25 protein-coding genes are annotated in these 25,434 nt (G+C 71.3%); 11 read left to right on the top strand and 14 right to left on the bottom strand.

Annotation, left to right across the window (positions count from 1 at the left end; all coding sequences use genetic code 11):
* Positions 1-13: 13 nt before the first annotated feature.
* Complete coding sequence (locus ACH3VR_RS11540; RefSeq protein WP_397556514.1) at positions 14-940, top strand: TIGR01777 family oxidoreductase; 927 nt, start codon at positions 14-16, stop codon at positions 938-940.
* A 91-nt stretch (positions 941-1,031) separates the two neighbouring features.
* Here ACH3VR_RS11540 and ACH3VR_RS11535 read toward each other — a convergent pair whose 3' ends face one another.
* On the bottom strand, positions 1,032-1,484 hold the full coding sequence (locus tag ACH3VR_RS11535) for a hypothetical protein (RefSeq protein WP_397556437.1): 453 nt from the start codon (positions 1,482-1,484) through the stop codon (positions 1,032-1,034).
* Positions 1,481-2,293 (bottom strand): 4-hydroxy-tetrahydrodipicolinate reductase, encoded by an 813-nt coding sequence (locus tag ACH3VR_RS11530; protein ID WP_397556436.1) that lies wholly within the window; start codon positions 2,291-2,293, stop codon positions 1,481-1,483. The genes ACH3VR_RS11535 and ACH3VR_RS11530 overlap by 4 nt, the downstream gene beginning before the upstream one ends.
* 86 nt (positions 2,294-2,379) lie before the next feature.
* On the opposite strand from ACH3VR_RS11530, the gene ACH3VR_RS11525 reads away from it, so the two are divergent.
* Positions 2,380-2,874, top strand: coding sequence for a GNAT family N-acetyltransferase (locus tag ACH3VR_RS11525; protein WP_397556435.1), 495 nt, complete (start codon positions 2,380-2,382; stop codon positions 2,872-2,874).
* A 9-nt stretch (positions 2,875-2,883) separates the two neighbouring features.
* Here the strand turns inward: ACH3VR_RS11525 and ACH3VR_RS11520 are convergent, their stop codons facing one another.
* From ACH3VR_RS11520 to ACH3VR_RS11505, 4 genes are all read right to left on the bottom strand, one after another.
* Positions 2,884-3,843 carry a quinone oxidoreductase family protein gene (locus ACH3VR_RS11520; RefSeq protein WP_397556434.1) on the bottom strand — a complete coding sequence of 320 codons (960 nt, stop codon included), beginning with the start codon at positions 3,841-3,843 and terminating at the stop codon, positions 2,884-2,886.
* Between the two features lie 34 nt (positions 3,844-3,877).
* Positions 3,878-4,480 carry a histidine phosphatase family protein gene (locus tag ACH3VR_RS11515; protein ID WP_397556433.1) on the bottom strand — a complete coding sequence of 201 codons (603 nt, stop codon included), beginning with the start codon at positions 4,478-4,480 and terminating at the stop codon, positions 3,878-3,880.
* 89 nt (positions 4,481-4,569) lie between these two features.
* Positions 4,570-5,610, bottom strand: a complete 1,041-nt coding sequence (locus tag ACH3VR_RS11510; protein ID WP_397556432.1) for an aldo/keto reductase — start codon at positions 5,608-5,610, stop codon at positions 4,570-4,572.
* 276 nt (positions 5,611-5,886) lie between these two features.
* Positions 5,887-8,166, bottom strand: coding sequence for a polyribonucleotide nucleotidyltransferase (locus tag ACH3VR_RS11505; RefSeq protein WP_397556431.1), 2,280 nt, complete (start codon positions 8,164-8,166; stop codon positions 5,887-5,889).
* A 311-nt stretch (positions 8,167-8,477) separates the two neighbouring features.
* On the opposite strand from ACH3VR_RS11505, the gene ACH3VR_RS11500 reads away from it, so the two are divergent.
* Genes ACH3VR_RS11500 through ACH3VR_RS11490 form a run of 3 tightly spaced genes read left to right on the top strand, consistent with a single transcriptional unit; the run spans position 8,478 to position 9,048 of the window.
* On the top strand, positions 8,478-8,660 hold the full coding sequence (locus ACH3VR_RS11500; RefSeq protein WP_397556430.1) for a DUF5302 domain-containing protein: 183 nt from the start codon (positions 8,478-8,480) through the stop codon (positions 8,658-8,660).
* A 15-nt stretch (positions 8,661-8,675) separates the two neighbouring features.
* On the top strand, positions 8,676-8,843 hold the full coding sequence (locus ACH3VR_RS11495; RefSeq protein WP_397556429.1) for a hypothetical protein: 168 nt from the start codon (positions 8,676-8,678) through the stop codon (positions 8,841-8,843).
* A gap of 25 nt (positions 8,844-8,868) precedes the next feature.
* Positions 8,869-9,048 (top strand): hypothetical protein, encoded by a 180-nt coding sequence (locus ACH3VR_RS11490; protein WP_397556428.1) that lies wholly within the window; start codon positions 8,869-8,871, stop codon positions 9,046-9,048.
* A 72-nt stretch (positions 9,049-9,120) separates the two neighbouring features.
* Here ACH3VR_RS11490 and ACH3VR_RS11485 read toward each other — a convergent pair whose 3' ends face one another.
* The gene (locus ACH3VR_RS11485; protein WP_397556427.1) at positions 9,121-10,575 is read right to left on the bottom strand and encodes a cation:dicarboxylate symporter family transporter; all 1,455 of its coding nucleotides are present in this window, start codon (positions 10,573-10,575) and stop codon (positions 9,121-9,123) included.
* Positions 10,576-10,749: 174 nt separating this feature from the next.
* Between ACH3VR_RS11485 and ACH3VR_RS11480 the strand changes: the two genes are divergently transcribed.
* Both ACH3VR_RS11480 and ACH3VR_RS11475 read left to right on the top strand, forming a co-directional pair.
* The gene (locus ACH3VR_RS11480) at positions 10,750-12,009 is read left to right on the top strand and encodes a sensor histidine kinase (RefSeq protein ID WP_397556426.1); all 1,260 of its coding nucleotides are present in this window, start codon (positions 10,750-10,752) and stop codon (positions 12,007-12,009) included.
* Complete coding sequence (locus ACH3VR_RS11475; protein WP_397556425.1) at positions 12,006-12,689, top strand: response regulator; 684 nt, start codon at positions 12,006-12,008, stop codon at positions 12,687-12,689. The genes ACH3VR_RS11480 and ACH3VR_RS11475 overlap by 4 nt, the downstream gene beginning before the upstream one ends.
* Before the next feature lie 97 nt (positions 12,690-12,786).
* On the opposite strand, the gene ACH3VR_RS11470 is transcribed toward ACH3VR_RS11475, so the two are convergent.
* Entirely contained in the window at positions 12,787-14,757 is a 1,971-nt protein-coding gene (locus ACH3VR_RS11470; RefSeq protein ID WP_397556424.1) for a glycosyltransferase, read from the bottom strand.
* A 139-nt stretch (positions 14,758-14,896) separates the two neighbouring features.
* On the opposite strand from ACH3VR_RS11470, the gene ACH3VR_RS11465 reads away from it, so the two are divergent.
* Positions 14,897-15,493 (top strand): DedA family protein, encoded by a 597-nt coding sequence (locus ACH3VR_RS11465; RefSeq protein WP_397556423.1) that lies wholly within the window; start codon positions 14,897-14,899, stop codon positions 15,491-15,493.
* 514 nt (positions 15,494-16,007) lie between these two features.
* Here ACH3VR_RS11465 and ACH3VR_RS11460 read toward each other — a convergent pair.
* Complete coding sequence (locus ACH3VR_RS11460) at positions 16,008-16,784, bottom strand: fructosamine kinase family protein (protein WP_397556422.1); 777 nt, start codon at positions 16,782-16,784, stop codon at positions 16,008-16,010.
* Between the two features lie 121 nt (positions 16,785-16,905).
* On the opposite strand from ACH3VR_RS11460, the gene ACH3VR_RS11455 reads away from it, so the two are divergent.
* Complete coding sequence (locus ACH3VR_RS11455; RefSeq protein WP_397556421.1) at positions 16,906-17,724, top strand: DNA/RNA non-specific endonuclease; 819 nt, start codon at positions 16,906-16,908, stop codon at positions 17,722-17,724.
* Positions 17,725-17,743: 19 nt separating this feature from the next.
* On the opposite strand, the gene ACH3VR_RS11450 is transcribed toward ACH3VR_RS11455, so the two are convergent.
* Positions 17,744-18,559, bottom strand: a complete 816-nt coding sequence (locus tag ACH3VR_RS11450) for an SGNH/GDSL hydrolase family protein (protein ID WP_397556420.1) — start codon at positions 18,557-18,559, stop codon at positions 17,744-17,746.
* Between the two features lie 299 nt (positions 18,560-18,858).
* Between ACH3VR_RS11450 and ACH3VR_RS11445 the strand changes: the two genes are divergently transcribed.
* A complete protein-coding gene (locus ACH3VR_RS11445; protein ID WP_397556419.1) occupies positions 18,859-19,800 on the top strand; it encodes an SMP-30/gluconolactonase/LRE family protein in 942 nt (313 codons plus the stop codon).
* 48 nt (positions 19,801-19,848) lie between these two features.
* Here the strand turns inward: ACH3VR_RS11445 and ACH3VR_RS11440 are convergent, their stop codons facing one another.
* From ACH3VR_RS11440 to ACH3VR_RS11425, 4 genes are all read right to left on the bottom strand, one after another.
* A complete protein-coding gene (locus tag ACH3VR_RS11440; protein ID WP_397556418.1) occupies positions 19,849-20,511 on the bottom strand; it encodes an FMN reductase in 663 nt (220 codons plus the stop codon).
* Between the two features lies 1 nt (position 20,512).
* The gene (locus tag ACH3VR_RS11435) at positions 20,513-21,712 is read right to left on the bottom strand and encodes an LLM class flavin-dependent oxidoreductase (RefSeq protein ID WP_397556513.1); all 1,200 of its coding nucleotides are present in this window, start codon (positions 21,710-21,712) and stop codon (positions 20,513-20,515) included.
* 128 nt (positions 21,713-21,840) lie between these two features.
* Positions 21,841-22,722, bottom strand: a complete 882-nt coding sequence (locus tag ACH3VR_RS11430; RefSeq protein WP_397556417.1) for an alpha/beta fold hydrolase — start codon at positions 22,720-22,722, stop codon at positions 21,841-21,843.
* Between the two features lie 12 nt (positions 22,723-22,734).
* Positions 22,735-24,186: a carboxylesterase/lipase family protein gene (locus tag ACH3VR_RS11425; RefSeq protein ID WP_397556416.1), complete on the bottom strand. Its 1,452-nt coding sequence runs from the start codon at positions 24,184-24,186 to the stop codon at positions 22,735-22,737.
* Positions 24,187-24,259: 73 nt separating this feature from the next.
* Here ACH3VR_RS11425 and ACH3VR_RS11420 point away from each other — a divergent pair, with 73 nt between their 5' ends.
* Complete coding sequence (locus tag ACH3VR_RS11420) at positions 24,260-25,432, top strand: acyltransferase family protein (RefSeq protein ID WP_397556415.1); 1,173 nt, start codon at positions 24,260-24,262, stop codon at positions 25,430-25,432.
* The last annotated feature ends 2 nt before the right edge of the window (positions 25,433-25,434 follow it).

The following is a 25,434-nucleotide window of genomic DNA, read 5'->3' as shown; positions in this document are numbered from 1 at the left end:
GGGGGAACAGCGGATGCCGCGCCGCGTCGTCGTGGCGGGCGCCTCGGGCTTCATCGGCTCGGCGCTCGTCGCGAGCCTGCGCGCCGACGGCGTCGAAGTGACCAGGCTCGTGCGCCGGGCGCCCCGCGCCGCGGACGAGGTCGAGTGGCTGACGGACGCCGCTCCTCTCGATCCCGGGGTGCTCGAGGGCGCCCAGGCCGTGGTCGGGCTCAACGGGGCGAGCGTCGGTCGCTTCCCGTGGACGGCCGCGTACAAGCACACGCTCGTATGGTCGCGGATCACGCCGACGCAGGTGCTCGCGCGCGCCGTGCGGGAGCTGGGGCCGGATGCTCCGGCTTTCGTCTCCGCGTCCGCGGTCGGCTACTACGGCGCGACACCCCGCGGCGTGCAGACCGAGCGCTCGCCGCGCGGCGAATCGTTCCTCGCCGATCTCTGCGGCGAGTGGGAAGGGGCGGCCCTCGCAGCCGGCCCGGCGACGCGCGTGGCGCTGCTGCGCACGGCGCCGATCGTGCACCCCGAAGGCGTGCTGAAGCCGCTCGTCCTGCTGACGAAGCTCGGAGTGAGCGGACCGATCGGAACGGGAACGCAGCTCTGGCCGTGGATCTCGCTCGACGACGAGATCGCTGCGATCCGGCACGTCATCGATCGCGACATCGAGGGGCCGGTCAACCTCACGGGGCCCACGCCGGCGCACGCCAACGACCTCGGATTCGCCCTTGCGATGCGGCTCAATCGGCCGTACCTCGTGCGCGCGCCCGAGTGGGGACTGCGGCTCGCCCTCGGCCCGGATGCGACCGAGGCGCTGCTCACGACGGATGCCGACGTGCGCCCGGCCGTGCTCGAGGCAGCCGGATTCTCCTTCCGGCATAGGACCGTCGAGGACGCGGTCGCGGATGCCGTACCCGCCGCGCAGCCGACGGAGATCGTGATCGGGCGGTAGCCCGGCGCGTCGCGTCGGTGCGGCTTCAGGCCGATCGGCGCTCGGCGGTCTCGCCGAGTCTCAGGCCGATCGGCGCTCGGCTCGCCGAGTCTCAGGCCGATCGGCGTTCGGCGGTCTCGAGTGCGATCGCCTTCCGTACGGCCTCCCGGGCACGGCGCCGGTCGCCGGCCGCGTCGTACGCGAGCCCGAGTCGGTACCACGCCCGCCAGTCGTCGGGATGCGCCTCGACGTCGGCGGCGTACGCGGGGAAGACGGCGTCTCCGTCGTCGCGGACGACACGTCCGCTGGGGCGGACCGAGACCTCGTCGTCGGGGAGCGAATCCTCCGCCTCGAGGCGGCGGCCCAGACGCTCCGCCCGCACGCCGAACCACAGCTCGCGACCGAGCGCCCACACGGCGATGACCGGCAGCACGAAGATCGCGACGCCCATCGCGACGCCGATCGGCTCACCGCTGGTCAGCAGGAGCCACCCGCGCTGCGCGACGAGCACGATGTACAGCGCGAGCACCGCCGCCATGACGGCGACGCCGATGCGCGCGCTCACGCGCTCGTCGCCCGCGCCACCTGGCCGGGCACGCCGCCCTCGTCGACAGGACTGTCGTCGGGCGCGCCGGGGACGCGCAAGCCGATGTCGAGGAAGCTGTCGAGCCCGACGACGACCTCTCGCGCGTCGCGCGCGGCGGCGAGCGCGAGCCGGATGCCGGGGCCATAGGCGAGCGCAGGCTCGATCGTGTCGTGGACGATCGTGACCGACTCCCCCGGCCCCGAGAGGATCGTCTCCTGGCGGGCGACGACGCCGGGGCGGCGCAGCGAGTGGATCGGCACGCTCGCGACCTGCTGTCCGCGCGCACGCTGGTCCACATGCGGCGACTCGACGGGACCGACGGCGGCGCGGGCCGCACCGATGAGCTCGGCCGTGCGCACCGCGGTGCCGCTGGGCGAGTCGATCTTGGTCTCGCGGTGCGCCTCGATGATCTCGATGGAGGGGAAGAAGCGCGCGGCGGCGGCGGCGAGCGCCGAGCCGATGACCGAGCCGAGCGAGAAGTTCGGGATGAACACGGCCCCCGTGCCGGCCGCCTTCGCGAGCGGCCGGATGAGGGCGATACGCTCCGCCGACCAGCCGGAAGTGCCGACGAGCACGTTCTGGCCGCGCTCGATCGCCGCACGCACGACGTCGATCGAGACGGCGGGGGTGGAGGCGTCGACGACGAGGTCGGCCCCGTCGAGCTCGCTGAGCGGAGAGCGCGACGAGAGCACGGCGACCAGCTCGAAGCCGGGCTCGGTCTCCACCACGTCGCGGATGATCCCGCCGAGCTTGCCGGTGCCGCCCACGAGGGCCACGCGCGTCGTCATGGGTTCCAGCCTAGATGGGGGTCGGATCCGCCGCCGCCGCGCAGGATCACCCGCCCGGCGGCGACGGCCGCGGTTAGGCTCGGGGCATGGTCGAACTGCGCCCCGTGCCCGTCGACGCCGCCGTCGCCCGCGGGCTGCTCACGGAGTACTTCGCACTGCGCGCCCAGACGTTCCCAGGCAACGCGTACACGACCGTCTTCCCCTCCGTGCAGACATTCACCTCGCCCGACGGCGTCTTCCTCGTGCTGTTCGACGACGGCGACCTCGCTGTCGGCTGCGGAGGCATCCGTCGCGTCGCCGACGGGCCGCACGGTGCGCGGTACGAGGTGAAGCACCTCTACCTCCGCCCCGAGACGCGCGGCCGCGGCTGGGGTCGGCTGCTGCTCGACGACCTCGAACGGCGCGCCCGCAACTGGGGGGCCGACGAGCTCGTGCTCGACACCCACCACACGCTCGAGGCCGCCGGCGGCCTGTACGCGAGCGTCGGCTTCATCGAGATCGAGCCGTACAACGACAACCCCAACGCCACCCGCTGGTACGGGCTGCGCCTCACCGCGGCCGACGACGACGAGCGGCTCTGAGCGCGTTCGTCAGGGGATGAGCGCGACCTTTCCGCCGGGATGCCCGCTGCGCACGTACTCGAGCGCCTCGACGGCCTGATCGAGCGGATACGTGCGGGCCATGGGCACGACGAGTTCGCCTGCGCCGGCCATCCGGATGAGCTCTGAGCGGATGCCGTCGCGGAACCGCTTGCTGTCGGGCATGGCGCCGCCGATGATCTGGAAGCCTTCGGCCTTCGCCCGCTGTCCCGCGACGATCGTCACGATGCGCGTGCGGTCGGCGACGAGCGCGAGCGAGACGTCGACCGCCTCGTCGGTGCCGACGCAGTCGAGCGCGGCATCGACGCCGTCGGGCGCGGCATCCCGAACCCGCTCGGCGAGTCCCTCGCCGTACTCGACCGGCACTCCGCCGAAGCGCTCGACGACCTCGAAGCCGCCCCGGCTCGCCGTGCCGATCGCGCGGGCGCCGAGAAGGCGCGCCTGCTGCAGGATGCTCACGCCGACAGCACCGGATGCCGCGTGCACGAGGATCGTGTCGCCTTCCGCGACCCGGGTGACGTGCAGCATCTCGGCCGCCGTGGAGCCGGCGAGCAGGAGGTTCGCGGCCTCGGGGAAGGGGAGGCCTGCAGGCTTGGCGAACACGTCGCGGGCGGGCACCGTCACGTCGGTCGCGTAGCCGCTCTTGATGCGGAACGCGAGCACCTCGTCGCCGACTGCGACATCGCCCGATCCGATCCGCGTCGAGCCCTCGCCGTCCTCGGCAGGGCCGAGCGCCGTCACGACGCCCGCGATCTCATACCCGATCGGGAGCGGCGGCTCCTCGGCGCCCGGCGCCCTCGGGCTGCGGATGTGCTTGAAGTCGGCGGGGTTGACGCCCGCCGCGCGAACGGCGATCTTCACCTCGCCAGGGCCGGGGGCCGGAGCCCCGTTCTCGACGAGCCGCAGCACGTCGAGGTCGCCGAAGTCGGTCGCGATCCAGTGTCTGGCCATGGCTCCATCCTGGCCCTCACCGCCGCCTGACGGGCTAGAACGGGAACTGCTCGGGAAGCCCCGTGCGCAGCTCGACGGGGAGGTGCGCGAGATCGTTGTGAGCGAGGAGCGTCCACGGCCGCCCCTGCTTCTGCGCGAGCACCGTCAGACCGCAGTGCGCCTGGTTGAGCGTCATCCATCGCCATTCGGGCGCCTGGAGCACTTCGCGCACGAACCATCCGATGACGAAGTTGTGCGTGATGAGCAGCTCGTGCACGTCGCCGGGCTTGCGCACGAGGAACTCGCCGACGGCATCCGCCATCTGCGCGCGCCCCGCCTCGACCTCGGCCTCGGTCACGGCGCCGAAGAACGGCTCGAACACCGAAGGCGTCTCGGGGGTCATGCCGGTCGGGACGCAGTCGAACAGCAGCGCCGTCGGCTCGGGAGACACGGAGGGGAGGCGGTCCGCGACGGCTCGCGCCGTCTGAGCGGCCCGCTCGAGCGGTGAGTGCCAGACGGCGTTGAGCGGCACGCCGGAGAGGCGATCGGCGAGGAGCGACGCCTGTCGGCGTCCGCGCGGAGAGAGGGGCCCGTCGACCAGGCCGTGCTCGGCATCCTGGTGCTCGCCGTGCCGCACGAGATAGATGTAGTGCGTCACTCGAGCTCGCTTCGTCGGGGGTTCTGACGTGCCCGAAGGGCACCACTCCACCCTACGTCAGCGCGAGGCGGCGACCCTCGGCGACGGGCCTACTCGGACGCGCGCGCGATGTCGGAGAGCTGCGCGCGGCTGAGCCGCACGCCGACGCCCTGCACGAGCTCCTCCACGTGCTCGGGCGCGTAGGCGTTGACGATCGGCGCCGTGACGAGCTTCTGCTGCAGCAGCCAGGCGACAGCGACCGCGGCATCCGGAACACCGAGTTCGGCGCCCACGGAGTCGAGCGCGCGCAGGGTGCGCGTGCCGCGACGGTTGAGGCTCGCGGCGAGCTGCGCGCCGCGCACCGACAGGCTGCCGCGCGTGCGGGTGCGGTGCCGGCCGGAGAGGAATCCGTGCTCGAGCGCGTGCGACGGCGTGAAGGCCATGCCCTGCGCGCCCGCCACCAGGCGCAGATCGGAGTCGAACTCGTGGCGGCGGAGGATGTTGAACGGCACGTCGAGCACCGTGATGCGGGGGTATCCCGCCGATGCGAAGATGCGGGCCTCGACGAGCTGCGCCGCCGTGTAGCCGATCGCGCCGAGATTGCGCGCCTTGCCCGACTCGATGAGCCACTCGGCCGTCGCGAGGGTGTCTTCCAGCGCTGCGGTGCCGTCGGAGGCGGCGTCGAGGTAGAGCACGTCGATGCGGTCGGTGCCGAGGCGGGTGAGGGATGCCTCCACCGCGCGCACGAGGTTGACGGGACCGAGCCCGGGGTTGTCGGGGTGGCCGCCGACGCGGACGCCGAGCACGACCTCGTCGCGCACGCCGCGCGACGAGAGCCACTGACCGATGATGTGCTCGCTGCGGCCGCCGGCGAAGCTGTCGGCCGTGTGAATCGCGTTGCCGCCGAGCTCGGCGTAGGCGTCGAGGATCGCATGGCTCGACTCGAGGTCGACGTTCCACCCGAATTCCGCGCCGCCGATGATGAGCGGGAAGATGCGGGGTCCGCCCTCGCCGAGCGCGACCCGGAGATTGCTGCCGAGCGGTGCCCCGAGCACGGGGATCGGGGCCGACGGATGCTGTGCGGGCACGGGTGCCGTCCTCGTCGCGGTGCGCGCCGATGAGGCGTTCGAGCCAACGCCGAAGAGAGACATGTGCCACCCCCTCACGACGATTCCCTGTGGGATCTTCGTGATCACTTCTTCCGCACCCCCCGGCACGGTACTTAGAGGGTAGGCCAGGCAGCGGACACTTCCTGCCAATCAGGCGGCGTCTCGGCGAACATTACATAACGCTTTCATCACGAACGGCCGCGGAAGCGCTCCCAGTCCCCCATTCGGCGGACATCTCGGAGGAATACGACGGATGCCCGCCCCCGCTTCATGCGGGAACGGGCATCCGGACAACCGAGTTGGACCCGGTCTGACAACTCAGCCTTCGGCGGGAGCCTCCGGGCCGGGGTTGGCCGCATCGCGACCCTCCTGGTCGGCGGCTTCCTCGAGCACGGGCTCGAGCGAGAGCTTGCCGCGGTCGTCGATCTTCGTGATGCGCACGAGGAGCTTCTGGCCGACCGAAAGGACGTCTTCGACGTTCTCGACGCGCTTGCCGCCGGCGAGCTTGCGGACCTCGCTGACGTGCAGGAGGCCGTCCTTGCCGGGCAGGAGCGAGATGAACGCGCCGAACGTCGCGATCTTCACGACGGTGCCGAGGAACTGCTCGCCGACCTCCGGGTTGGTGGGGTTGGCGATCGCGTTCACCTGCGCGCGGGCCGCTTCGGCCGAGGGGCCGTCGGTCGCACCGATGTAGACGGTGCCGTCCTCCTCGATCGAGATCTCGGCGCCGGTCTCGTCCTGGATCGCGTTGATCGTCTTGCCCTTGGGGCCGATGAGCTCGCCGATCTTGTCGACCGGGATCTGCACGCTGATGACGCGCGGAGCCGTGGGGGCCATCTCGTCCGGACCGTCGATCGCGGCGTTCAGGACGCCGAGGATCGTGATGCGGGCGTCGTGGGCCTGCTGCAGCGCGGCCGACAGCACCGACGAGGGGATGCCGTCGAGCTTCGTGTCGAGCTGGATCGCGGTGACGAACTCGCTCGTGCCGGCGACCTTGAAGTCCATGTCGCCGAGGGCGTCTTCGGCGCCGAGGATGTCGGTCAGCGCGGCGTAGCGCGTCTGGCCGTCGACCTCGTCCGACACGAGACCCATCGCGATGCCCGCGACCGGCGCGCGCAGCGGCACACCGGCGTTGAGGAGCGACAGGGTCGAGGCGCACACGGAGCCCATCGACGTCGAGCCGTTGGAGCCGAGGGCCTCGGACACCTGGCGGATCGCGTACGGGAACTCCTCACGGCCCGGCAGCACGGGGACCAGAGCGCGCTCGGCGAGGAAGCCGTGCCCGATCTCGCGGCGCTTGGGGCTGCCCACGCGGCCGGTCTCACCGGTCGAGTAGGGCGGGAAGTTGTAGTGGTGCAGGTAGCGCTTGTGCGTGACCGGCGAGAGCGAGTCGATCTGCTGCTCCATCTTGAGCATGTTCAGGGTCGTGACGCCGAGGATCTGCGTCTCGCCGCGCTGGAAGATCGCCGAGCCGTGGACGCGCGGGATGACCTGCACCTCGGCGTCGAGCGGACGGATGTCGGCGAGGCCGCGGCCGTCGATGCGGACGCCCTCCGTGAGGATGCGGCCGCGGACGATCTTCTTCGTGACCGACTTGTAGGCGGCCGAGAACTCGCTCGCCGCGATCGCGGGGAGCTGGCCGGCCTCGACCGCGGCGGCGAGCTCGCCCTTGACGCGGTCCTTGACGGCGTCGTCGGCGTTCTGGCGCTCGATCTTGTCGGCGATCTGGTACACGCCGACGAGGTCGTCGTACGAGCGCCCCGCGACGAAGTCGTACGTCTCCTGGCTGTAGGGAAGGAAGACGGGGTAGGGCTGGATCTCCTTCGCGGCGGTCGTCGCGACGGCGTTCTGCGCGCGGACGAGCTCCTGGATGAACGGCTTCGAGGCCTCGAGGCCCTGGGCCACGATCTCTTCGCTCGGCTTGGTGGCGCCGGCCTTGATGAGGTTCCAGCTGCCTTCGGTGGCCTCGGCCTCGACCATCATGATCGCGACGTCGCCGTCCTCGAGCACGCGGCCCGCGACGGTGAGGTCGAAGACGGCCTCTTCGAGCTGCTTCACGTTCGGGAACGCGATCCACTGGTCGGCGTGCTCGCCGTGGCCGGGGATGAGCGCGAGGCGCACACCCGCGATGGGGCCGGAGAACGGCAGACCCGAGATCTGCGTGGAGAGCGAGGCCGCGTTGATCGCCAGGGCGTCGTAGAACTCGCCGGGCGCGATCGAGAGGACCGTGACGACGATCTGGACCTCGTTGCGGAGGCCGTCGACGAACGACGGACGCAGCGGGCGGTCGATGAGGCGGCACACGAGGATCGCCTCGGTCGAGGGGCGGCCTTCGCGACGGAAGAACGAGCCGGGGATCTTGCCCGCGGCGTACGAACGCTCTTCCACGTCGACGGTCAGGGGGAAGAAGTCGAAGCCTTCGCGGGGCTGCTTGCTCGCACTCGTCGCCGAGAGGAGCATCGTCTCCTCGTCGAGGTAGGCGGCGACGGAGCCCTGCGCCTGCTGGGCGAGACGACCGGTCTCGAACCGGATCGTGCGGGTGCCGAAGCGACCGTTGTCGAGGACGGCTTCGGCGGCGGTGATTTCAGGACCTTCCAAGAGGTCTCTCCTTCTTTGTTTAGCCTCGCCGAGCCGTATGCCGGGCGAGGGTCAATCGAAGGAGCAGGAACAGGCAGATATGGGCGCGCGAGAATGCCGCGAGGTCCGCCTGCGCTGGCCACCAGTCGAAGATCACCCGCCGCCGCATGCGCGTCGGGGAACCCACCACAGGGGACCAGCTTCCTGCCGGGCCTGCTCCATGAGCTCAGTGTTGAATTGAGCGGATGCCAGAGGGCAACCTCCAAGAGCCTAGCAGGGAGGGCCTGAACACGACCCTGGCGGGTGTCGGAGCCCACCCGTATCGTGGGGGCATGAGCACCGACGACAAGACGACCAGTGCGACATCCGACGAGCTGAAGCGAAAGTTCAAGGAAGCCCTCGACAAGAAGAACGCTCAGCACCGCGATGGAGAGTCGCACCTCGACACGGAATCGGCGATCCACTCGACACATGGAGCCATGACCAAGCGAGAGTTCCGCCGCAAGAGCGGCTGACGGAAGGGAGACGACATGTTCGGCCGCCACCACAAAGACAAGCACGCCGAGGACGAGCGCGTCTTCGCGAACGACGACGACCCTGCCGCCGAGGAAGACGGCCTCGCCGAGTGGGAGAAGATCGAGATGCAGCGTCGGCTGCAGCTCGAGGTGCAGTCGTTCGAGAACGGCATCGAGGGCTGAGCCCTCCGCCGCGCGAGGAGGAAGCATGAGCGACTTCCGCGAGCGCATCCCCGACGACGAGCGCGAAGTGCCGTTCGACGACGAGGACGAGCCCCAGCCCGCACCGCCCACCCTCGACGCCTTCGAGGCCGTCGAGGACGACGTCGACGAACTCGACGACGAGGAGCGCGCCGCCGCGATCGAGGCAGGCGAGATCGAGCCCTGAACATGCACTGTCCCGGGTCGCCCTTCGGAGGGCGACCCGGGGCAGCAGGCTCAGGGACGAGCCCTCAGCGACTCATCGGGTGAGCGCCTCCTCACGCTGACGCGCGCGCTCCTCCTTGGCCGCGGCCTCCGCGACGGCGGCCTCTTCCAGCCCCTGGGTACCGACGGCATCCCTCGAGGCGGACATGCCGTCGTGATCGTCGCCCTGCATCGTCGTCTCGTCGAAGGGGATCTCGCCGCGGAGCACCGCCTTGGCACGTGCGCTGTCGATCTCCTTGACCCACGTCCCGATGAGGATCGTCGCGACGGCATTGCCGGTGAAGTTCGTGAGCGCCCGACCTTCGGACATGAACCGGTCGATGCCGACGATGACTCCGACGCCGTTGACGAGATCGGGGCGGTAGGCCTGCAATCCCCCGGCGAGGGTCGCGAGCCCGGCACCCGTGACGCCGGCGGCGCCCTTCGACGCGATGATCATGAAGACGAGCAGCCCGATCTGCTCGGGGATGGACATCGGCGCGCCCATGCCCGACGCGATGAACAGCGACGCCATCGTCAAGTAGATGGCGGTGCCGTCGAGGTTGAAGGAGTAGCCGGTGGGCACGGTGATGCCCACGACGGCGCGCTGGACGCCGAGGTGCTCCATCTTCGCGATGAGGCGCGGGAGCGCCGACTCGCTCGACGACGTGCCGACGATGAGCAGGTACTCGCGGGCGAGGTACTTCATGAGGCTGAAGATGTTGATCCGCGTGACGGTGTACAGAAGCGTGCCGAGGATGCCGACGATGAACAGGATGCACGTGATGTAGAACGCGACCATGAGCACTCCGAGGCTCCAGATCGCGGCGACCCCCGTCGAGCCCACGACCGCCGCGATCGCGCCGAACGCGCCGATCGGGGCGAGCCACAGGATCATGCCGAGGATGCGGAAGACGAGCGCCTGCAGGTACTTGACCGCGGACATGATCGGCGCCCCCTTCTCGCCCATCCCCTGCAGCGCGAAGCCGACGAGCAGTGCGATGAAGAGCACCTGCAGCACGCTCTCGCCCGTGAACGCCGAGAAGAACGTCACGGGGATGATGCCGAGCAGGAAGTCCTGCGTCGTCTTGGCCTCGACGGTCGTCGCGTCGTAGGTCGAGTTCGCCATGTTCAGCCCCTCGCCGGGGTGGATGATGTTCCCCACGACGAGGCCGATCGCGAGCGCGAACGTGGACATGACCATGAAGTAGAGGAGCGCGAGACCGCCGATCTTGCCGACCGTCGCCGCCTTCGCGATCGATCCGACGCCCACGACGATCGTGCAGAAGATGATGGGCGCGATCATCATCTTGATGAGCGCGACGAACGCCGTGCCGAGGGGCTTGAGCGCGACGCCCGCCTCGGGCCAGATGAGCCCGACCGTCGCGCCGAGCACGACCGCGAGGATCACCGAGACATACAGCCACGTGTGCTTGTCCCACGCGTGCTTGCCCCTGCGCCAGTTGTAGCCGGGGAGTCGGAACGAATTCGTCCGAGTCGAAAGAGCCATCGTCGCCTCCTTGAGAGATCCGCCGTCGGATGCCGCCACCCTGGCGGTGATGACAGCGTGCGCGCCTTCTGCCGCCCGGCCGACTTGTGGTCGTATTGGTCGTGACCGGGTCCGACCCCGGCGAGCCCGACGTGTGGTCATATGGGACACGACAGGCTCGGGAGGAGCGACGCGATGGCGGGTCGAGGACGGACGACGAGCGCGGCGACGCGCGTGTTCCTCGTGCTGCTGGGCGCCGTCGTCGTGGTGGGGGCGGTCGTGGCGCTGGTCCTCGTCTTCGAGGCGCAGCGCGCTGTGCGCGCCGAGGCCGAGCGTGTCACGCGCGCCGTCTCCGAGACGATCGCGACGACGGACGTCGTCGGCGAGGCGCTGACGTCGCCGGATGCCTCGACCCGCCTGCAGCCGTACGCCGAGCGCGTCATGGCGCAGGCCGGCGTCGACTTCATCACGATCATGACACCGGACGGCATCCGCGTGACGCACCGCGATCCCGGCGAGATCGGGAAGCACTACCTCGGCACGATCCCGGCAGATGCGCAGCCGCTGACCGAGGAGTTCGCCGGCACGCTCGGCCCTTCCGTGCGCACGATCACTCCCGTCGAGGCCGACGGGAAGGTGCTGGGCTGGGTGTCGGTGGGCGTCACCGTGGGTTCGATCTCGTCGGCACTCCTGCCGCGGCTGCCGTTCGCGATCGTGATCGCACTCGCCGTCGTCGCAGCCGGGTTCGTCGGGGCCCTCCTCGCGGGTCGGATCACCAAGCGCGTCACCGGGGACCTGCCTGCCGGGAGCGTGCGCGACGCGGTGTCGTCGTACGAATCGGTGCGCACCCTCGGCGAGGCGCTCCGCGCGCAGACACACGAGCACGGCAACCGCATGCACACCGCCGTGGCCCTGCTCGAGCTCGGCCGCACCGACGAGGCGATCGAGATCCTCACCGAGACCTCACGGCAGAGCCAGGCTCTCGTCGACCAGGTCACCGCTCGGCGCGACGGCGATCCCACCGTCGGCGCGCTCCTCCTCGGCAAAGCCGCGCAGGCGCGCGAGCGCGGGGTCGACTGGAGCGTCGCGATCGACCCCGGCGCGCCGCGCAGCGCGCTCAGCCCGGTCGACGCCGTCTCGGTCGTGGGCAACCTCATCGACAACGCCCTCGACGCCGCGGCCGCCGGCGCCGAGCCCCGGTGGGTGCGGGTCGAGCTGTCGCGGGTGCGTGACGACGCCCTCGCCATCGTCGTGTCCGACAGCGGCGACGGCATCCCGCCCGAGATCACCGACCGCGTCTGGGAGCACGGCTTCTCGACCAAGCCCGCCGACGCCACGGGCCGCGGGGTGGGGCTCGCCCTCGTGCGGTCGATCGTCGAGGGCGCCGGCGGATCGGTCGAGATCGAGGCATCCCCCACCGCATTCCGCATCGTGCTCCCGCGGAGGCCCGCGTGATCTCCGTGCTGCTCGTCGACGACGACGCCCTCACGCTCGAGCTGCATCGCTCCTACCTGGCGCGGATCGAGGGCTTCCAGGTCGTGGCCGAGTGCACGGGAGCGCGCGCGGCCCTGACGGCGATCCTCGAGCAGCCGCCACCCGGCGGCATCGACCTCGTGCTGCTCGACATGACGATGCCCGACGGCACGGGACTCGACGTGCTGCGGCGCGTCAGGGCGCGGGCGGGCGACGTCGACGTCATCGCCGTCACGGGGGTGCGCGACGCCGAAGTCGTGCGGCAGATGGCGTCCCTCGGCGTGGCGCAGTATCTCGTCAAGCCGTTCACGTTCGGCGTCTTCCGCGAGCGGCTCGAGCAGTACCGCGCGTTCCGGCAACGCGCTCAGGATGCCGCGGGCGAGGCCACGCAGGCCGAGATCGACGCCCTGCTCGGGTCGATGCGGGTCTCCGCCGCGGCGCCGCTGCCGAAGGGGCTGTCGGCCCAGAGCCTGCAGCTCGTCAGCGACGACGTGCGCACGCGAGGACCCGTGACGGCGAGCGAAGCCGCCGAGCGGCTCGGGATGTCGCGCGTCGCCGCCCGGCGCTACCTCGAGCACCTCGTCGAGGCCGGACGCCTCGAGCGCTCGGCGCGCTACGGCACGCCCGGCCGGCCGCAGTCGGAGTATCGCTGGCGCGGCTGAGCTCAGCGCGCCGGCCGGGTCCTCACGCGCGGCCGGGGTCAGCGCGCCGGCGCCGGGTCTGGGCGGCGCGCCCGTGTCCCGTTCGGCGCTGCCGGCTTCAGCGAGCCGGCGCCGGAGTCTTCGTCATGCCTCGGCCGGGCAGTTCGATGTACCCGTCGTGCTTGGCGCTGCGACCGTCGCCTGCGGTGCGGCCGCGAAGACGCCGCCACGCCCACGGCAGCGCGTCGCGGCGCAGCCAGGACGACGAAGGATGCACTTCGTCGTCGGCGTGGAGCGCGGCATCCAGATCGCCCAGCGCCTCGGCATCCCGCACGCCCAGCGCCTCGGCCGCGCGGTAGGCGAGGAACCGGTGGCCGCGTGAGCGGAGGTGCACCTTGTCGGCCGCCCACATCGCGAGGTCGCCGATCGACGGCTGCGCCTCGAGGTCGAGGAGGATCGCGCCCGTCTCGCGCGCGATGCGCCGCAGTTCGGAGTTGAAGACGGCGAACCGCCGGGCGAAGAGCATCGCGGCGCGCCGCCGCGGCAGGAACGGCGTCACGAGGAGCACGTCGGCGCCGCTCTCGCGGAGCGCGCGCACGTTCCGCTCGAGTTCGGCGGCGAGCGCGATCGGGGCCGCGCGACGGCTCACGAGGTCGTTCGAACCCATGAGGATCGAGACGAGGTCGGGCCGCAGCGCGAGCGCCTGCGGAAGCTGCTCGGTCGTGAGATGGTGCACCTTGCGGCTGCGGACGGCGAGGTTGGCGTACCGGAAGGTCGTCGAGCCTCCGGCGGCCAGCAGCTCGGCCAGGCGATCGGCCCAGCCGCGGAACTGGCCGGGAGGCATGCGCGACGTGTCGCAGAGTCCTTCCGTGAGGGAGTCGCCGAGCGCAACGAACCGGGTGTGCCGGCGCATCGGCGCAGACTCGGCGGCCGGCGGCATCCACGGCCGGGTGGCGCCGCGCGCGAACAGGGCGTCGTCGATGGGACGCAGCATCCGCGCCTCCCCGTAGTGGCCGAGGAGCTGACGCGAGAGCGCCTCCCACGTGCGGTCGCGCACCGACTCGCGGGCGGCGCGGCCGAAGGCGTGCCGCTTGGCCTGGTCGCCGACGAGGTCCTCGACGCGGGCGCGCAGGTCGGCCAGGTCGCCCGGACGGTAGAGCCAGCCGTCGATGCTGCTGCGCACGAGGTCGACGGGACCGCCGACGCCGGTCGCGACGACGGGCACGCCGCTCGCGAGCGCCTCCTGGATGGTCTGCCCGAACGTCTCGCTCTCACCGGGGTGCACGAACACGTCGAACCCGGCGACGGCCTCGGCGAGCGCCTCGCCGGAGAGGTGGCCCGTGAAGATGGCGTCGGGGAGCGCGCGCTCGAGCGCGGCGCGCGACGGGCCGTCGCCCACGATGACGAGTCGGATGCCGGGGATGCCGGCGAGGGCCCGCAGGTCTTCGACCTGCTTCTCCGGTGCGAGGCGCCCGACGTAGCCCACGATGAGCCCGTCGTCGGCGACCGAGCGCCGCCACGACTCCGTTCGCCGCTCGGGCGCGAACCGGGCGGCGTCGACTCCTCGTCCCCAGCGCCGCACGCGGTCGACGCCGAGGACGTCGAGCTGGGCGGCGGACGCCGACGACGGCACGAGGGTGAGCGTGGCGCGGCGGTGGAGGCGCGTCACGTGCGACGCGACGAGGGCGGTGGCCCGCGGCATCCCGTACTTCTCCGCGTAGGCGATCACATCGGTCTGATACACCGCGACCGACGGGATGCGCAGGGCGTCGGCGGCTGCCATCCCCTGCCAGCCGAGCACGAACGGCGACGCGAGATGCACGACGTCGGGCTTGAACTCGCGGAGGATCGCGGTCAGGCGGGCGGCGCGGGCGAACACGACCCGCACCTCGGGGTACGACGGCAGCGGCACCGAGCGCAGCAGCTCGGCTCGAGCGCCGTGCAGGTCGCCGGACGGATCGCCGGCGCGCGGCGCGATGACGAGGGTCTCATGCCCCTCGCTGGCAAAGTGCCGCAGGATCTGAAGGACCGATCCCGTGACACCGTTCATGTGCGGGAGAAAGGATTCTGCGAGGATCGCGACTCTCACGGTTCCAGGGTGACGGCCCGGACGCGACGTGATCTCGCGCAACCGCTCTCATCGCGGAGAGTTCACCCGATGCACGGCCTCACGTCACCTGTGATCCGCCGTTTCGTGGCCGTTCACCGGCGGGTGGTACCCAGGGCGTGTGACCGACGATTGGCTGACCGCCCTCGCGGCCGGTCCGTTCGCGCTCCCGCTGCTGTTCGCCCTCGTGCTCGGCGACGCGTTCCTGGTCGTCGTCCCCGGTGAGGCCGCCGTGACGGCGTTCGGGGCGCTCGCCGTGTCGACGGGATCGCCGCCGCTCGCGTCGGTCGTCCTCGTCGCGGCCGTCGCCGCCGCCCTCGGCGATGCGTGCTGCTACCTGCTCGGCCGAGTCGTGGGCCTGCATCGGTGGCGATGGATGCGGGCGCCTCGCACCCAGGCAGCGTTCGCGTGGGCTCGGACCCGGCTCGACGAGCGCACGGCGCTCGTGCTGTTCACGGCGCGGTTCATCCCGTTCGCGCGGCTCGCGGTCAACCTCGTCGCAGGCGCGTCGCGCCTCCCGGCTCCGCGCTACCTCGCCGTCGCTTCCTGCGCGGCGCTCGCGTGGGCCGCCTACCAGGCACTCCTCGGCGCGGCCGTCGCAGCGATCCTGCCAGGCGGCTCGGCGGCCGCCGTCGTGGTGTCGATCGTCGTCGCGGTCGGCACGGGGCTCGCGCTCGACGCTGTGCTCGCGCGCTCGCGGCGCCGCAACCCCCGCTGACACCTCCCGGGGCGTGGCACAACCGCGGGGAATGTGCGCGGCGCGCCGAGGCTCCTCGGCGCGTCGGTCGATCTCCCCGCAGCTGTGCACGCCGCCGTCGCCGTCCGGGCGTGCATAACCGCGGGGAATGTGCGTGGCGCGCCGAGGCTCACCGGCGTGTCGGTCGATATCCGCGGAGCTGTGCACGCCGCCGTCGTCGTTCGGGCGTGCACAACTGCGGGGGGTGTGCGCGGCGCGCCGAGGCTCCTCGGCGCGTCGGTCGATCTCCCCGCAGCTGTGCACGCCGCCGTCGCCGTCCGGGCGTGCATAACCGCGGGGAATGTGCGTGGCGCGCCGAGGCTCACCGGCGTGTCGGTCGATATCCCCGAAGCTGTGCACGCCGCCGTCGCCGGTCGGGCGTGCACAACCGCGGGGAATGTGCGCGGCGCGCCGAGGCTCGCCGGCGCGTCGGGCGATATCCCCGATGCTGTGCACGCGGCGCGCACCGGTCCGCGAGCTGGTCGAGCGAGCGACCTCAGGCCAGCGCGAGCGTCCGGCGGGCCGCGTCGACGAGCGCGGTGCCGTAGGACGGGCCATGGCCGACCGCGTGGACGGCGAGCGGGTGCAGCTGATGCACGGGCACACGCTCGCGCCATCCTTCTCGCAGCGGGTGGGCGTCGTCGTAGGCCGCGACGATGACGTCGAGGAAAGGGCATCCGAACAGCTCGAGCATCGCGAGGTCGGTTTCTCGGTGCCCGCCGTGCGCGGCGGGATCGATGAGGGCGACCCCTGCCGCCGACCACAGCACGTTGCCGTTCCAGAGGTCGCCGTGCAGACGCGCGGGCGGATCGTCGTCGTCGAAGGCTCCGCCGGCGATGAGCGCGCAGGCGTCACCGACGATCTGCGCCCCGTTCGCGGAGAGATTGCCGGCCGCGACCGCAGGCTCGACGAACGGCAGCACGCGGTCGCGGGCGTAGAACGCGCCCCACGTCGGCTCGTGGGCCGCCGGCTGGGGCAGCCGCCCGATGAAGAGCGGTCCCGTCCACCCGCCGGGAGGCGCGCCGAAGGCTTCGGCGCCCGCGTCGTGGGTCACGGCGAGCGCGCGCCCGAACACTTCCGCCGCCGCGCGGTCGGTGCGGCCGGAGGGGATGCGCTCGAGGGCGATCCTGCCCGGTGCGACGTCGACGACGCGGGCGATGCGAGCGCCTCCGGATGCCTCGGCATCGGCCAGCCACGCGAGACCCGCCGCCTCGGCCTCGAAGAACAGCGGCGGCGCGCCGGGCTTGGTCTTGACAACGGGGTCGAAGCTCACGGGTCAAGTCTGGCGGGCGGGGTTCTTCGCAGGTGCGGCCTCGACCCCTCGACAAGCTCGGGGACCGGATGAAGGTCCGGCGGTTCACGGGAGTGTCACCGGCCAGGGCCAGGATGGACGCATGGCGCAGCCGATCGACGACTGGACAGGATACGACCCGGACTTCCTCGGCATCCCGGTGCCCCTGCCGAAACCGCTCGGCGCCCAGGAGGTCGTCGACCTCGCCTATCCGCGGTTCACGGTGCTGCTCGAGCCCGCCCGGCGCCTCGCCGTCGTGACGGGCGTCAACATCGACGGCGCCTCGCTGCACGACCTCGAGCGTCGCGGCCGATGGGAGCTCGATGACCGCGTGCCCGTCGACGATCAGGCCGGTCCCGGCGTGTACGTCGACAACGACCTCGACCGCGGGCATCTCGTGCGCCGGCGCGACCCCGGCTGGGGCACCGTCGCGCAGGCCCAGGCAGCGACCGCCGCGACCTTCGTCTACACGAACGCGGCACCTCAGGCTGCGCACTTCAACCAGTCCAAGGAGCTGTGGCTCGGCCTGGAAGACCATGTGCTCGAGTACGCCGACACGACCGACCAGCGGCTGTCGGTGTTCACCGCGCCCGTGCTCGCGCCCGACGACCCGCCGTACCGTGGCATCCTGGTCCCCCGCCGGTTCTGGAAGGTCGCGGCATGGTCGCCCGCGGGCGACCAGCCGCTCGCGGCGGCGGGATTCGTGCTCGACCAGACCGACCTGATCGACACGGGCGAGGCGCGCGGGATCGCGCCGCTCGGCGGATTCCGCACGTTCCAGGTGCCGATCGCCGACATCGAGGCCCTTGCCCGCGTCGACCTCGGCGAGCTCGTCGAGGCGGACGTCCTCGGCCCCAAGGCGGGAGCACGAGGCGTCGAGTGGGAGCCGCTGCACGCCGCGTCGGAGATCGTGCTGGCCTGACATCCATAGGAACGTCCGCCTACTGCTGGTCGCCGTAGAGCACCTGCCACACGATCGCGGCCATCTTGGCGTGCCCTGCCTCCGAGAGGTGGTTGAAGTCGGGAGTGAGGTCGGCGGGTTCGACCTCCATGCCCTGCATGGCGCCACCGTCGGTCATGCAGTGCTCGTACTGCGAGCACACGTCGACGATCGTCGCGAAGTATTCGTCGACGAGGGCCTGCAGTCCCGCCTCCTTCTCGGGGACGATCTGCTGGGTCGCGGGGTCGACGGTGTCGCACGGGCCGGATCCCGCGACATGCGACGGCGCGACCTGCACGATCGCGGCGTCGTAGCGCTCGACCGACCCCCACTGCGACACGAACATCACGGTCGCATCGGGCACGCCGGCGGCGAGTGCGTCCATGACCTCGACGAGCCCCTCACGGTAGACCGGAAGGTGCTCGGCATCCGTCCCGTCGCACTGCATGTCGTTGTCGATGGACTGCACCAGGATGAGTTCGGGCTTCGGATCCATCGAGGCGAGCGCCTTCGCCTGGCGCAGCAGGTCGACGACTCCGGATCCGTCGACCGCGAGGTTGACGGCGTGGCCAGTCATCGCGGGGTTCTGCGCGACGATGCGCGCGTAGACGCTGTCGACGTCGGGATTGTCGCCCGTCGCCCACGAGTTGGACTTCGCGTCCACCCCTCGGTCCTTGCTGTCGTAGCCGGTCAGCCCGGAGTGGCCGATCGCCGCCATGGCGGAGGGCCAGCCCGGGACAGCCGTCACTGTCGCCGTCGGCGTCGCACGCGAGGCGGCGGCCGGTGCCGGTGCGGGCGCGGAGCACGCGGTCGTCAACCCCAGCACCGCGAGAACGAAGAGGGTGACCGCACGCCGTCGACCGCGTCGAGGAAATCCTTCCGGCATGGCCGGACTCCTGCCCGCGCGCAGTGACCCGTTCCCTGCGAGCCCACTCGCGCGCCCCGACCTGATGATGGACCCGCCGCGACGCGACGACAAGAGGCCCAGCCCCTGCGCACGACGACGGCGCGCCCGCCGTCTCAAGTCCCGCGCAGCACGGAGTGCTCTTGCGCCCTTCCGGACGCGGGCGCAGTGTGGGGAGTGTTCGTTCGCCGTCGCACGAAAGGACCCGACCCATGTTCCGGCGATCCCGCATCATCCTCGGGGCGGCCCTGACCGCCGCGCTCGCTCTGACGACTCCCGCGGCCGTGGCCTCCGCCGCTCCCCCGCCGGACGGCGCGTTCCCCTCGCCGATCGTCCTTCCCGACGGCTTCCAGCCGGAGGGCATCGCGATCGGCTCCGCACCTGTCGCGTACTTCGGCTCGCTCGTCGACGGCGATCTCTATCGCGTGGACCTCGTCAGCGGCGAGGGCGAAGTCTTCAGCCAGGGTCCCGGAACGAACTCCGTCGGCATGAAGGTCGACTCGCGCGGGCGCCTCTGGGTGGCCGGGGGCGGCGGCGGCGACGGACGGGTCGTCGACACCCGCTCCGGCGACGTGCTCGCGAACTACTCCTTCGCGAGCGCGCCGACCTTCGTGAACGACGTCGTCGTGACGAAGGATGCCGCCTGGTTCACGGATTCGTTCAATCCCGTGCTGTACAAGGTGCCCATCGGGGCGAACGGCGCACTCGCGGACCAGAATGCCGTCGAGACGATCCCGCTCACGGGGGACTACGTGCAGGAGCAGGGCTTCAACGCCAACGGCATCGCGCAGACACCCGACCGTGCGGCCCTGCTCATCGTTCAGACTGCGACGGGGAGCGTGTTCCGGGTCGACCCCGCGACCGGGGCCACGACCACCGTCGATCTCGGGGGATACAGCCTCACGGGCGGCGATGGCCTGCTCGTGGTCGGCCACACCTTCTACGCGGTGGAGAACGGCCTCAACCAGGTCGCGGTGTTCGATCTCGATCGTGACGGCACAGCGGGCACTCTTGTGAAGACGATCACGAACGGGGCGTTCGACGTCCCGACGACGATCGCCGCCTTCGGCAACCGCCTGTACCTGACGAACGCCCGGTTCACGACCCCGCCGACTCCCGACACCGAATACACCGCGGTCGGGGTGCGACGCTGACGCGACGGCGCCGGGCGACTCTCGCCGCCCGGCGCCGTTCACTGCGTCTTACTCGCCGGCAAGTCCGCCGAGCAGGTGGCCGAACGAGCGGCCCTCGCCGAGGTAGCTCGCCGGGTCGAACGGGTCGACGGATGCCTCGGGAGCCCGTCGCGCGATCGCCTCTGCCAGCTCGCGGGCTCCGCGCGTGATGCGCTCGCCGAGCGGGGCGACCTGGTCGCCCGACCCGCCCCAGTCCGCCGATGCTGCGAAGACACCCGTGGAGACGGGCTCGGCGTGCAGGTAGGTGAACAGCGGCCGGATGGCGTAGTCGATCGCGAGCGAGTGACGGGGCGTGCCCGCGTTCGCTCCGATCAGCACGGGCTTGCCCGTGAGGGCGTCGGGGTCGATGACGTCGATGAACGACTTGAAGAGCCCCGAGTAGCTCGTCGAGAAGATCGGGGTCACGGCGATGACGGCATCCGCCGACACGACCGCGCCGATCATCGACTCGAGGGCCGGCGGCGCGAAGCCCGTCAGGAGGTTGTTCGTGATGTCGTGCGCGTAGTCGCGCAGCTCGAACGTGTCGACCTCGACCTCGATTCCTTCTCCATTCGGTCCCTGAGCCTGTCGAAGGGCTGCGACGGTCGCGGCGGACAGGCGGTCGGCGAGCATCCGCGTGGACGACGGGTTCGAGAGTCCCGCCGAGACGACGGCGATGCGACGAGCGGTCATGTCACGCCTCCTTCCGGCTGAGGCCGAACGCGGCGCCCGCGGGTGCGGGCGTGTCCTGGTAGGGGCTGGCTCCGACGAGGTTGTCGCCGCGGTTCGCGCCGGGCACGGCCTGGCGCGGCGCCTCGTCGCCGTACTTCGCCTTCACGAGGTTCGCGTGGGTCGGGGCATCCGGAACCTCCGCCGGACGGTTCTTCGCGAGTTCCTTGCGCAGCACCGGCACGACCTCGCCGCCCAGGATGTCGAGCTGCTCGAGCACCGTCTTCAGCGGCAGACCCGCGTGGTCGACGAGGAAGAGCTGGCGCTGGTAGTCGCCGTAGTAGTCGCGCATCGCGGCGTACCGGTCGATGACCTGCTGCGGCGAGCCGACCGTGAGGGGCGTCATCTCGCTGAAGTCCTCGAGGCTCGGGCCGTGGCCGTAGACCGGCGCGTTGTCGAAGTACGGCCGGAACTGCGTGACGGCATCCTGAGACTTCGCAGCCATGAAGACCTGCCCGCCGAGCCCGACGATCGCCTGCTCGGGCGTGCCGTGGCCGTAGTGCGCGTAGCGCTGGCGGTACAGCGAGATCAGGCGCTGGTAGTGCTCCTTGGGCCAGAAGATGTTGTTCGCGAAGAAGCCGTCGCCGTAGTACGCGGCCTGCTCGGCGATCTCGGGCGTGCGGATCGAGCCGTGCCACACGAACGGCGCGACGCCGTCGAGCGGGCGCGGAGTGGACGTGAAGCCCTGCAGCGGGCTGCGGAACTTGCCCTCCCAGTCGACGACGTCCTCGCGCCACAGGCGGTGCAGCAGGTTGTAGTTCTCGATCGCGAGCGGCAGGCCCTGGCGGATGTCCTGCCCGAACCACGGGTAGACGGGGCCGGTGTTGCCGCGGCCGATCATGAGGTCGGCGCGGCCGCCCGCGAGGTGCTGCAGCATCGCGAAGTCCTCGGCGATCTTCACCGGGTCGTTCGTCGTGATGAGCGTCGTCGCGGTCGAGAGCACGAGGCGCTCGGTCTGGGCGGCGATGTACGCGAGGGTCGTCGTGGGCGAAGAGGACCAGAACGGCGGGTTGTGGTGCTCACCGACGGCGTAGACGTCGAGGCCCACCTCCTCGGCGTGCTTCGCGATGGTCACGGCCGCGCGGATCTTGTCCGCCTCGCTCGGGGTGCGCCCCGTCGTCGGGTCCTCGGTGACGTCGCTCACCGAGAAGATGCCGAACTGCATTCCGGGCCACGTTGTGGTCTCGCTCACGATCTCTTCCCGCTTCCCGGATGCTTCTGGCATCCGTTTCTATGCAAGTGAATGTATCTCGTGTAACGCGTCTCCCGCCAATCTATTCCCGCCGTCCGGGGTCAGGCTGAGGCGAACAGAGCGAGCATGTCGCGCACGAGCTGATGGGGGGCCGTCTCGCACGGAGCGTGCCCGGTGGGATAGATCGCGAGCCGCGCGCCGATGCGCTCGGCGTACTCGGCGTGCTGCGCCGTGGGCCAGAGATCCTGCTCCCCCACGGCGATGAGCTTCGGGATGGCGGTGCGCGCGACCTCGTCGGCGATGTCGGGCATCGTCATCATGAGGCCCACGACGTCGTCGATCGCCGGACGCCGCGTCGAGGCCATCCGCTCGCGCACGAACGCGATCCGCCGGGGCGGCGTGCGATTGAGGTTGTACCGGATGCCCCAGAGGATCAGCCCCGCTGCCCGGTGCGGCGGCATGTCGGAGATCGGACCGATGTGCTTGACCCCGCGGAAGACCTGACCCGTCGCAGGCGGCGCCGACATGAGCGTGAGGCTCGCGAAGAGGTCGGGCCGCTCGACGAGCGCGAGCTCGGCCAAGAGCCCGGCGAAGCTGTAGCCCAGCACGTGCACAGGCGTCGGGCCGTCTTCGAGGATCGCGACGAGGTCGTCGAGGAAGAGCCGGTAGTCGTAGTGGTCCCGCGGCGGCACGAGGTTCTCCGGACCCGCGTCGATCGACTCGAAGTGGCCGGAGAGGTCGAACGACTCGACGCGGAAGCCGGCGGCGGCGAACAGCGGGAAGAGCAGGACGAAGTCCTCCTTCGACCCCGCGACACCCGACACGAGCACGACGCGCGGGGCCGCGGCATCCCCCAGCCGTACGCGGGCGAGCCCGCCGCTGGGTGCGCGGAACACGTCGTGGACGGTTCCCTCCGGGAACACGCGCCAGTCGATGTCCGGGATCGCCCGGTCGCGCGCGAGGGCCTCGTCGATCGTCGTCATGGCGGCACGAGACTACCGCGTCGGCAGCCCGCGGAGCTCGTCGGCCCGCGGCGCGTATTCGAGGTGCGCCCCCTGGGCATCGAAGACCTGCACGGGATGCCGCGAGCTCCACGGTTCCCACCCCGGATCGCCGTCGACGACGAAGCGCACCCAGGCGTCGTGCATCGTCTCGGCGAGCGACTGCGGGCCGTCGGCGCCGCCGAACGCGATGGCGTCGGGAGTGCCGAGCCTGTCGAACACGAAGCCGAGCTCCATGCCGTGCGCGGCCCCGAGGTCGTCGACGGGACTGCGCCACCCGAACTCGTACATCCACGTCGGCGCGGCGCCCCGCAGCCTGCTGTCGGCGAAGCGGGTGTGCGGGCCGCGGAGGATCATGTCGGACACGATCTCGCCGAGGATCTCTCCGGGCAGCGCGTCGGGCCTGCGGCGTCGATGCGCCGCGACGATCCGTCGCGGCACGCGCGCCGAGGCGCGGGCGAGCTCGAGCGTCGTGCGCGTGACCTTCGTGAGCACGCCGGTGGGCACGAACCAGAGACGGTACTCCTCGCTCGTGGCGCCGATGAGCACCGGGATGCCGCGACCCGCGCCCGCCAGCAGCGCGCGGAGCGGATCGACCGGCGCCGCATCGTCGCCGATCGCGAGCGTGACGGTCGGTCCGCGCCCGAGGGGCGAGCCACCCGCCGCGACCTCGGTCTGCGCGGCGACGAGCCGCGCAGGCTCGACCGATGCGAAGCCCGCCTTGGTCGGCGTGATCCCCAGGCGCTTCGCGACGAGGCGCGACATACGCCCGGCCTTGCGCGGCGACTGCCCCGTCATCGGCCCGCTCTGCAGGATGACGCGGTCGAACAGGTCGCCGGCCTGCGGGAGGGCGAGGAGGGCCGTGAGCGTCGCCGCCCCGGCGGAGTGCCCCATCGCGGTCACGCGGGCGGGGTCACCGCCGAACGCCGCGATCTCACGGCGCACCCAGCGCAGCGCCGCCTGCTGGTCGAGCACGCCGAGGTCGAACGGCACGTCCTCGACGACGGCGAACCCCTCCTGGCCGAGGCGGTACTGGATCGAGACGTAGACGATGCCCCGGCGGGCGAACGACGCCCCGTCATAGGCGTCGATCGCGGCGGATCCCCTCGCGAGCGCACCGCCGTGCACGAACACGAGCACGGGGAGCGCGGCATCCGTCCGCTCTGCCGGCGTCCAGACGTTGACCGTCAGCACGTCGTCGCCCGGGATGTCGACCGTCGGGAGGTACTTCTCGAGGCCTCCGCCGTACGGCGCCTGCGGTGCCGTCGCGCCGAAGGAGGAGGCATCCCGTACCTCGTCCCAGGCGGCGGGCGGCCGCGGGGGCGCGAAGCGATCGTCGCCGACCGGTGGCGCCGCGAAGGGGATGCCGAGGTAGCGGTCGACGTCGCCGTCGCGCAGGCCGCGGAGGGCGCCGGTCGAGACGGACGCGACGGGGGCATCAGCCATGGGTGCTCTCCTTCGAGTCCGGCCGGTCGCCCGGGTTGGCCGGAACCCCAGGATAGGGTGGCAGGCGCCAGCCATGACCGATTCCGCGACACCCACGACGCCCCCCGCGACCGGGGGCGTGCCGCGTGCGCGGCGCCGCGTGCCGTTCTGGGACAACGCCCGCTTCGCGTGCATCGTGCTCGTCGTGCTGGGGCACGCGACGCAGCGGCTGACGTACGACTCCGACGTCGCGCTCGGGCTGTACCTGCTCGTCTACGCGTTCCACATGCCCGCGTTCGCGATCATCTCGGGCTACTTCTCCAAGTCGGGCTCGCCGCCGCGCCGGCAGATGGCGCGGGTCATCACCGACATCCTGCTGCCGTACGTCATCTTCGAGGCGCTCTGGACGCTCACGAAGTGGATCGTCGAAGGCGGAGCGACCCCGAATCTGACGAAGCCGTCGTGGACCCTCTGGTTCCTTCTCGCGCTCGGCATCTTCCGCCTCGTGCTTCCCTACCTCGCGCTGCTGCGCTGGCCGCTGCTGTGGACGATCGCGATCTCGATCGGCGCCGGCTACTTCTCCAACATCGACTCGACGCTGTCGCTGTCACGCACCCTCGGACTGCTGCCGTTCTTCACCCTCGGCTGGTGGCTCAAGGAGCACGACATCGTGGATCGCTTCGGCCTGCTTGCCCGGCGCCAGTGGTGGGTCTTCGCGGCGGCCATCGCGACCTTCGTGCTCGCCGGCTGGGTCGCCTGGTTCTTCGTCGACGACTGGCGCGCGATGCACCTCAACGAGTGGCTGTTCTACGACGACAACTACTCCGCGCTCGGCGGCACGCAGTGGTGGGCGGGCGGCGTGCGCCTCGCGCTCATGCTCGTGGCCATCGTCCTGTCGACCGCGTTCTTCGCCCTCGTGCCGCGGAGCACGCACTTCTGGACGCACTTCGGCCAGTACACGATGTACGTCTACCTGCTCCACTCGTTCGTGCTCTATCCGTTCCGCGAGACGGGGGTGCTGCGCGGGCTGGACCCCACGTGGCTGTGGCTGCCGATCATCGTCGTCGCGTCGGTGCTCATCGCCCTCGGCCTCGCGACGCGGCCCGTGCGGCGCGTCTTCCGCCCGCTCGTGGAGCCGCGGCCGGCGTGGCTGTTCGCCGATCCGTCGCTCGCCGCCCGCGAGGGCCATCGCTCCGACCCCACCGGGTCGCGGCGCCCGCGCGAGACGTCCTCGCCGCGGCATCCCGATCCCCGTCAGAACGGCTGAGC

The sequence above is a fragment of the Microbacterium alkaliflavum genome (assembly GCF_044325405.1).
In the GTDB taxonomy this organism is placed as follows: domain Bacteria; phylum Actinomycetota; class Actinomycetes; order Actinomycetales; family Microbacteriaceae; genus Microbacterium; species Microbacterium alkaliflavum.
Note: the sequence above shows the minus strand (reverse complement) of the source record. Positions and strands in the feature narration are given on the sequence as shown.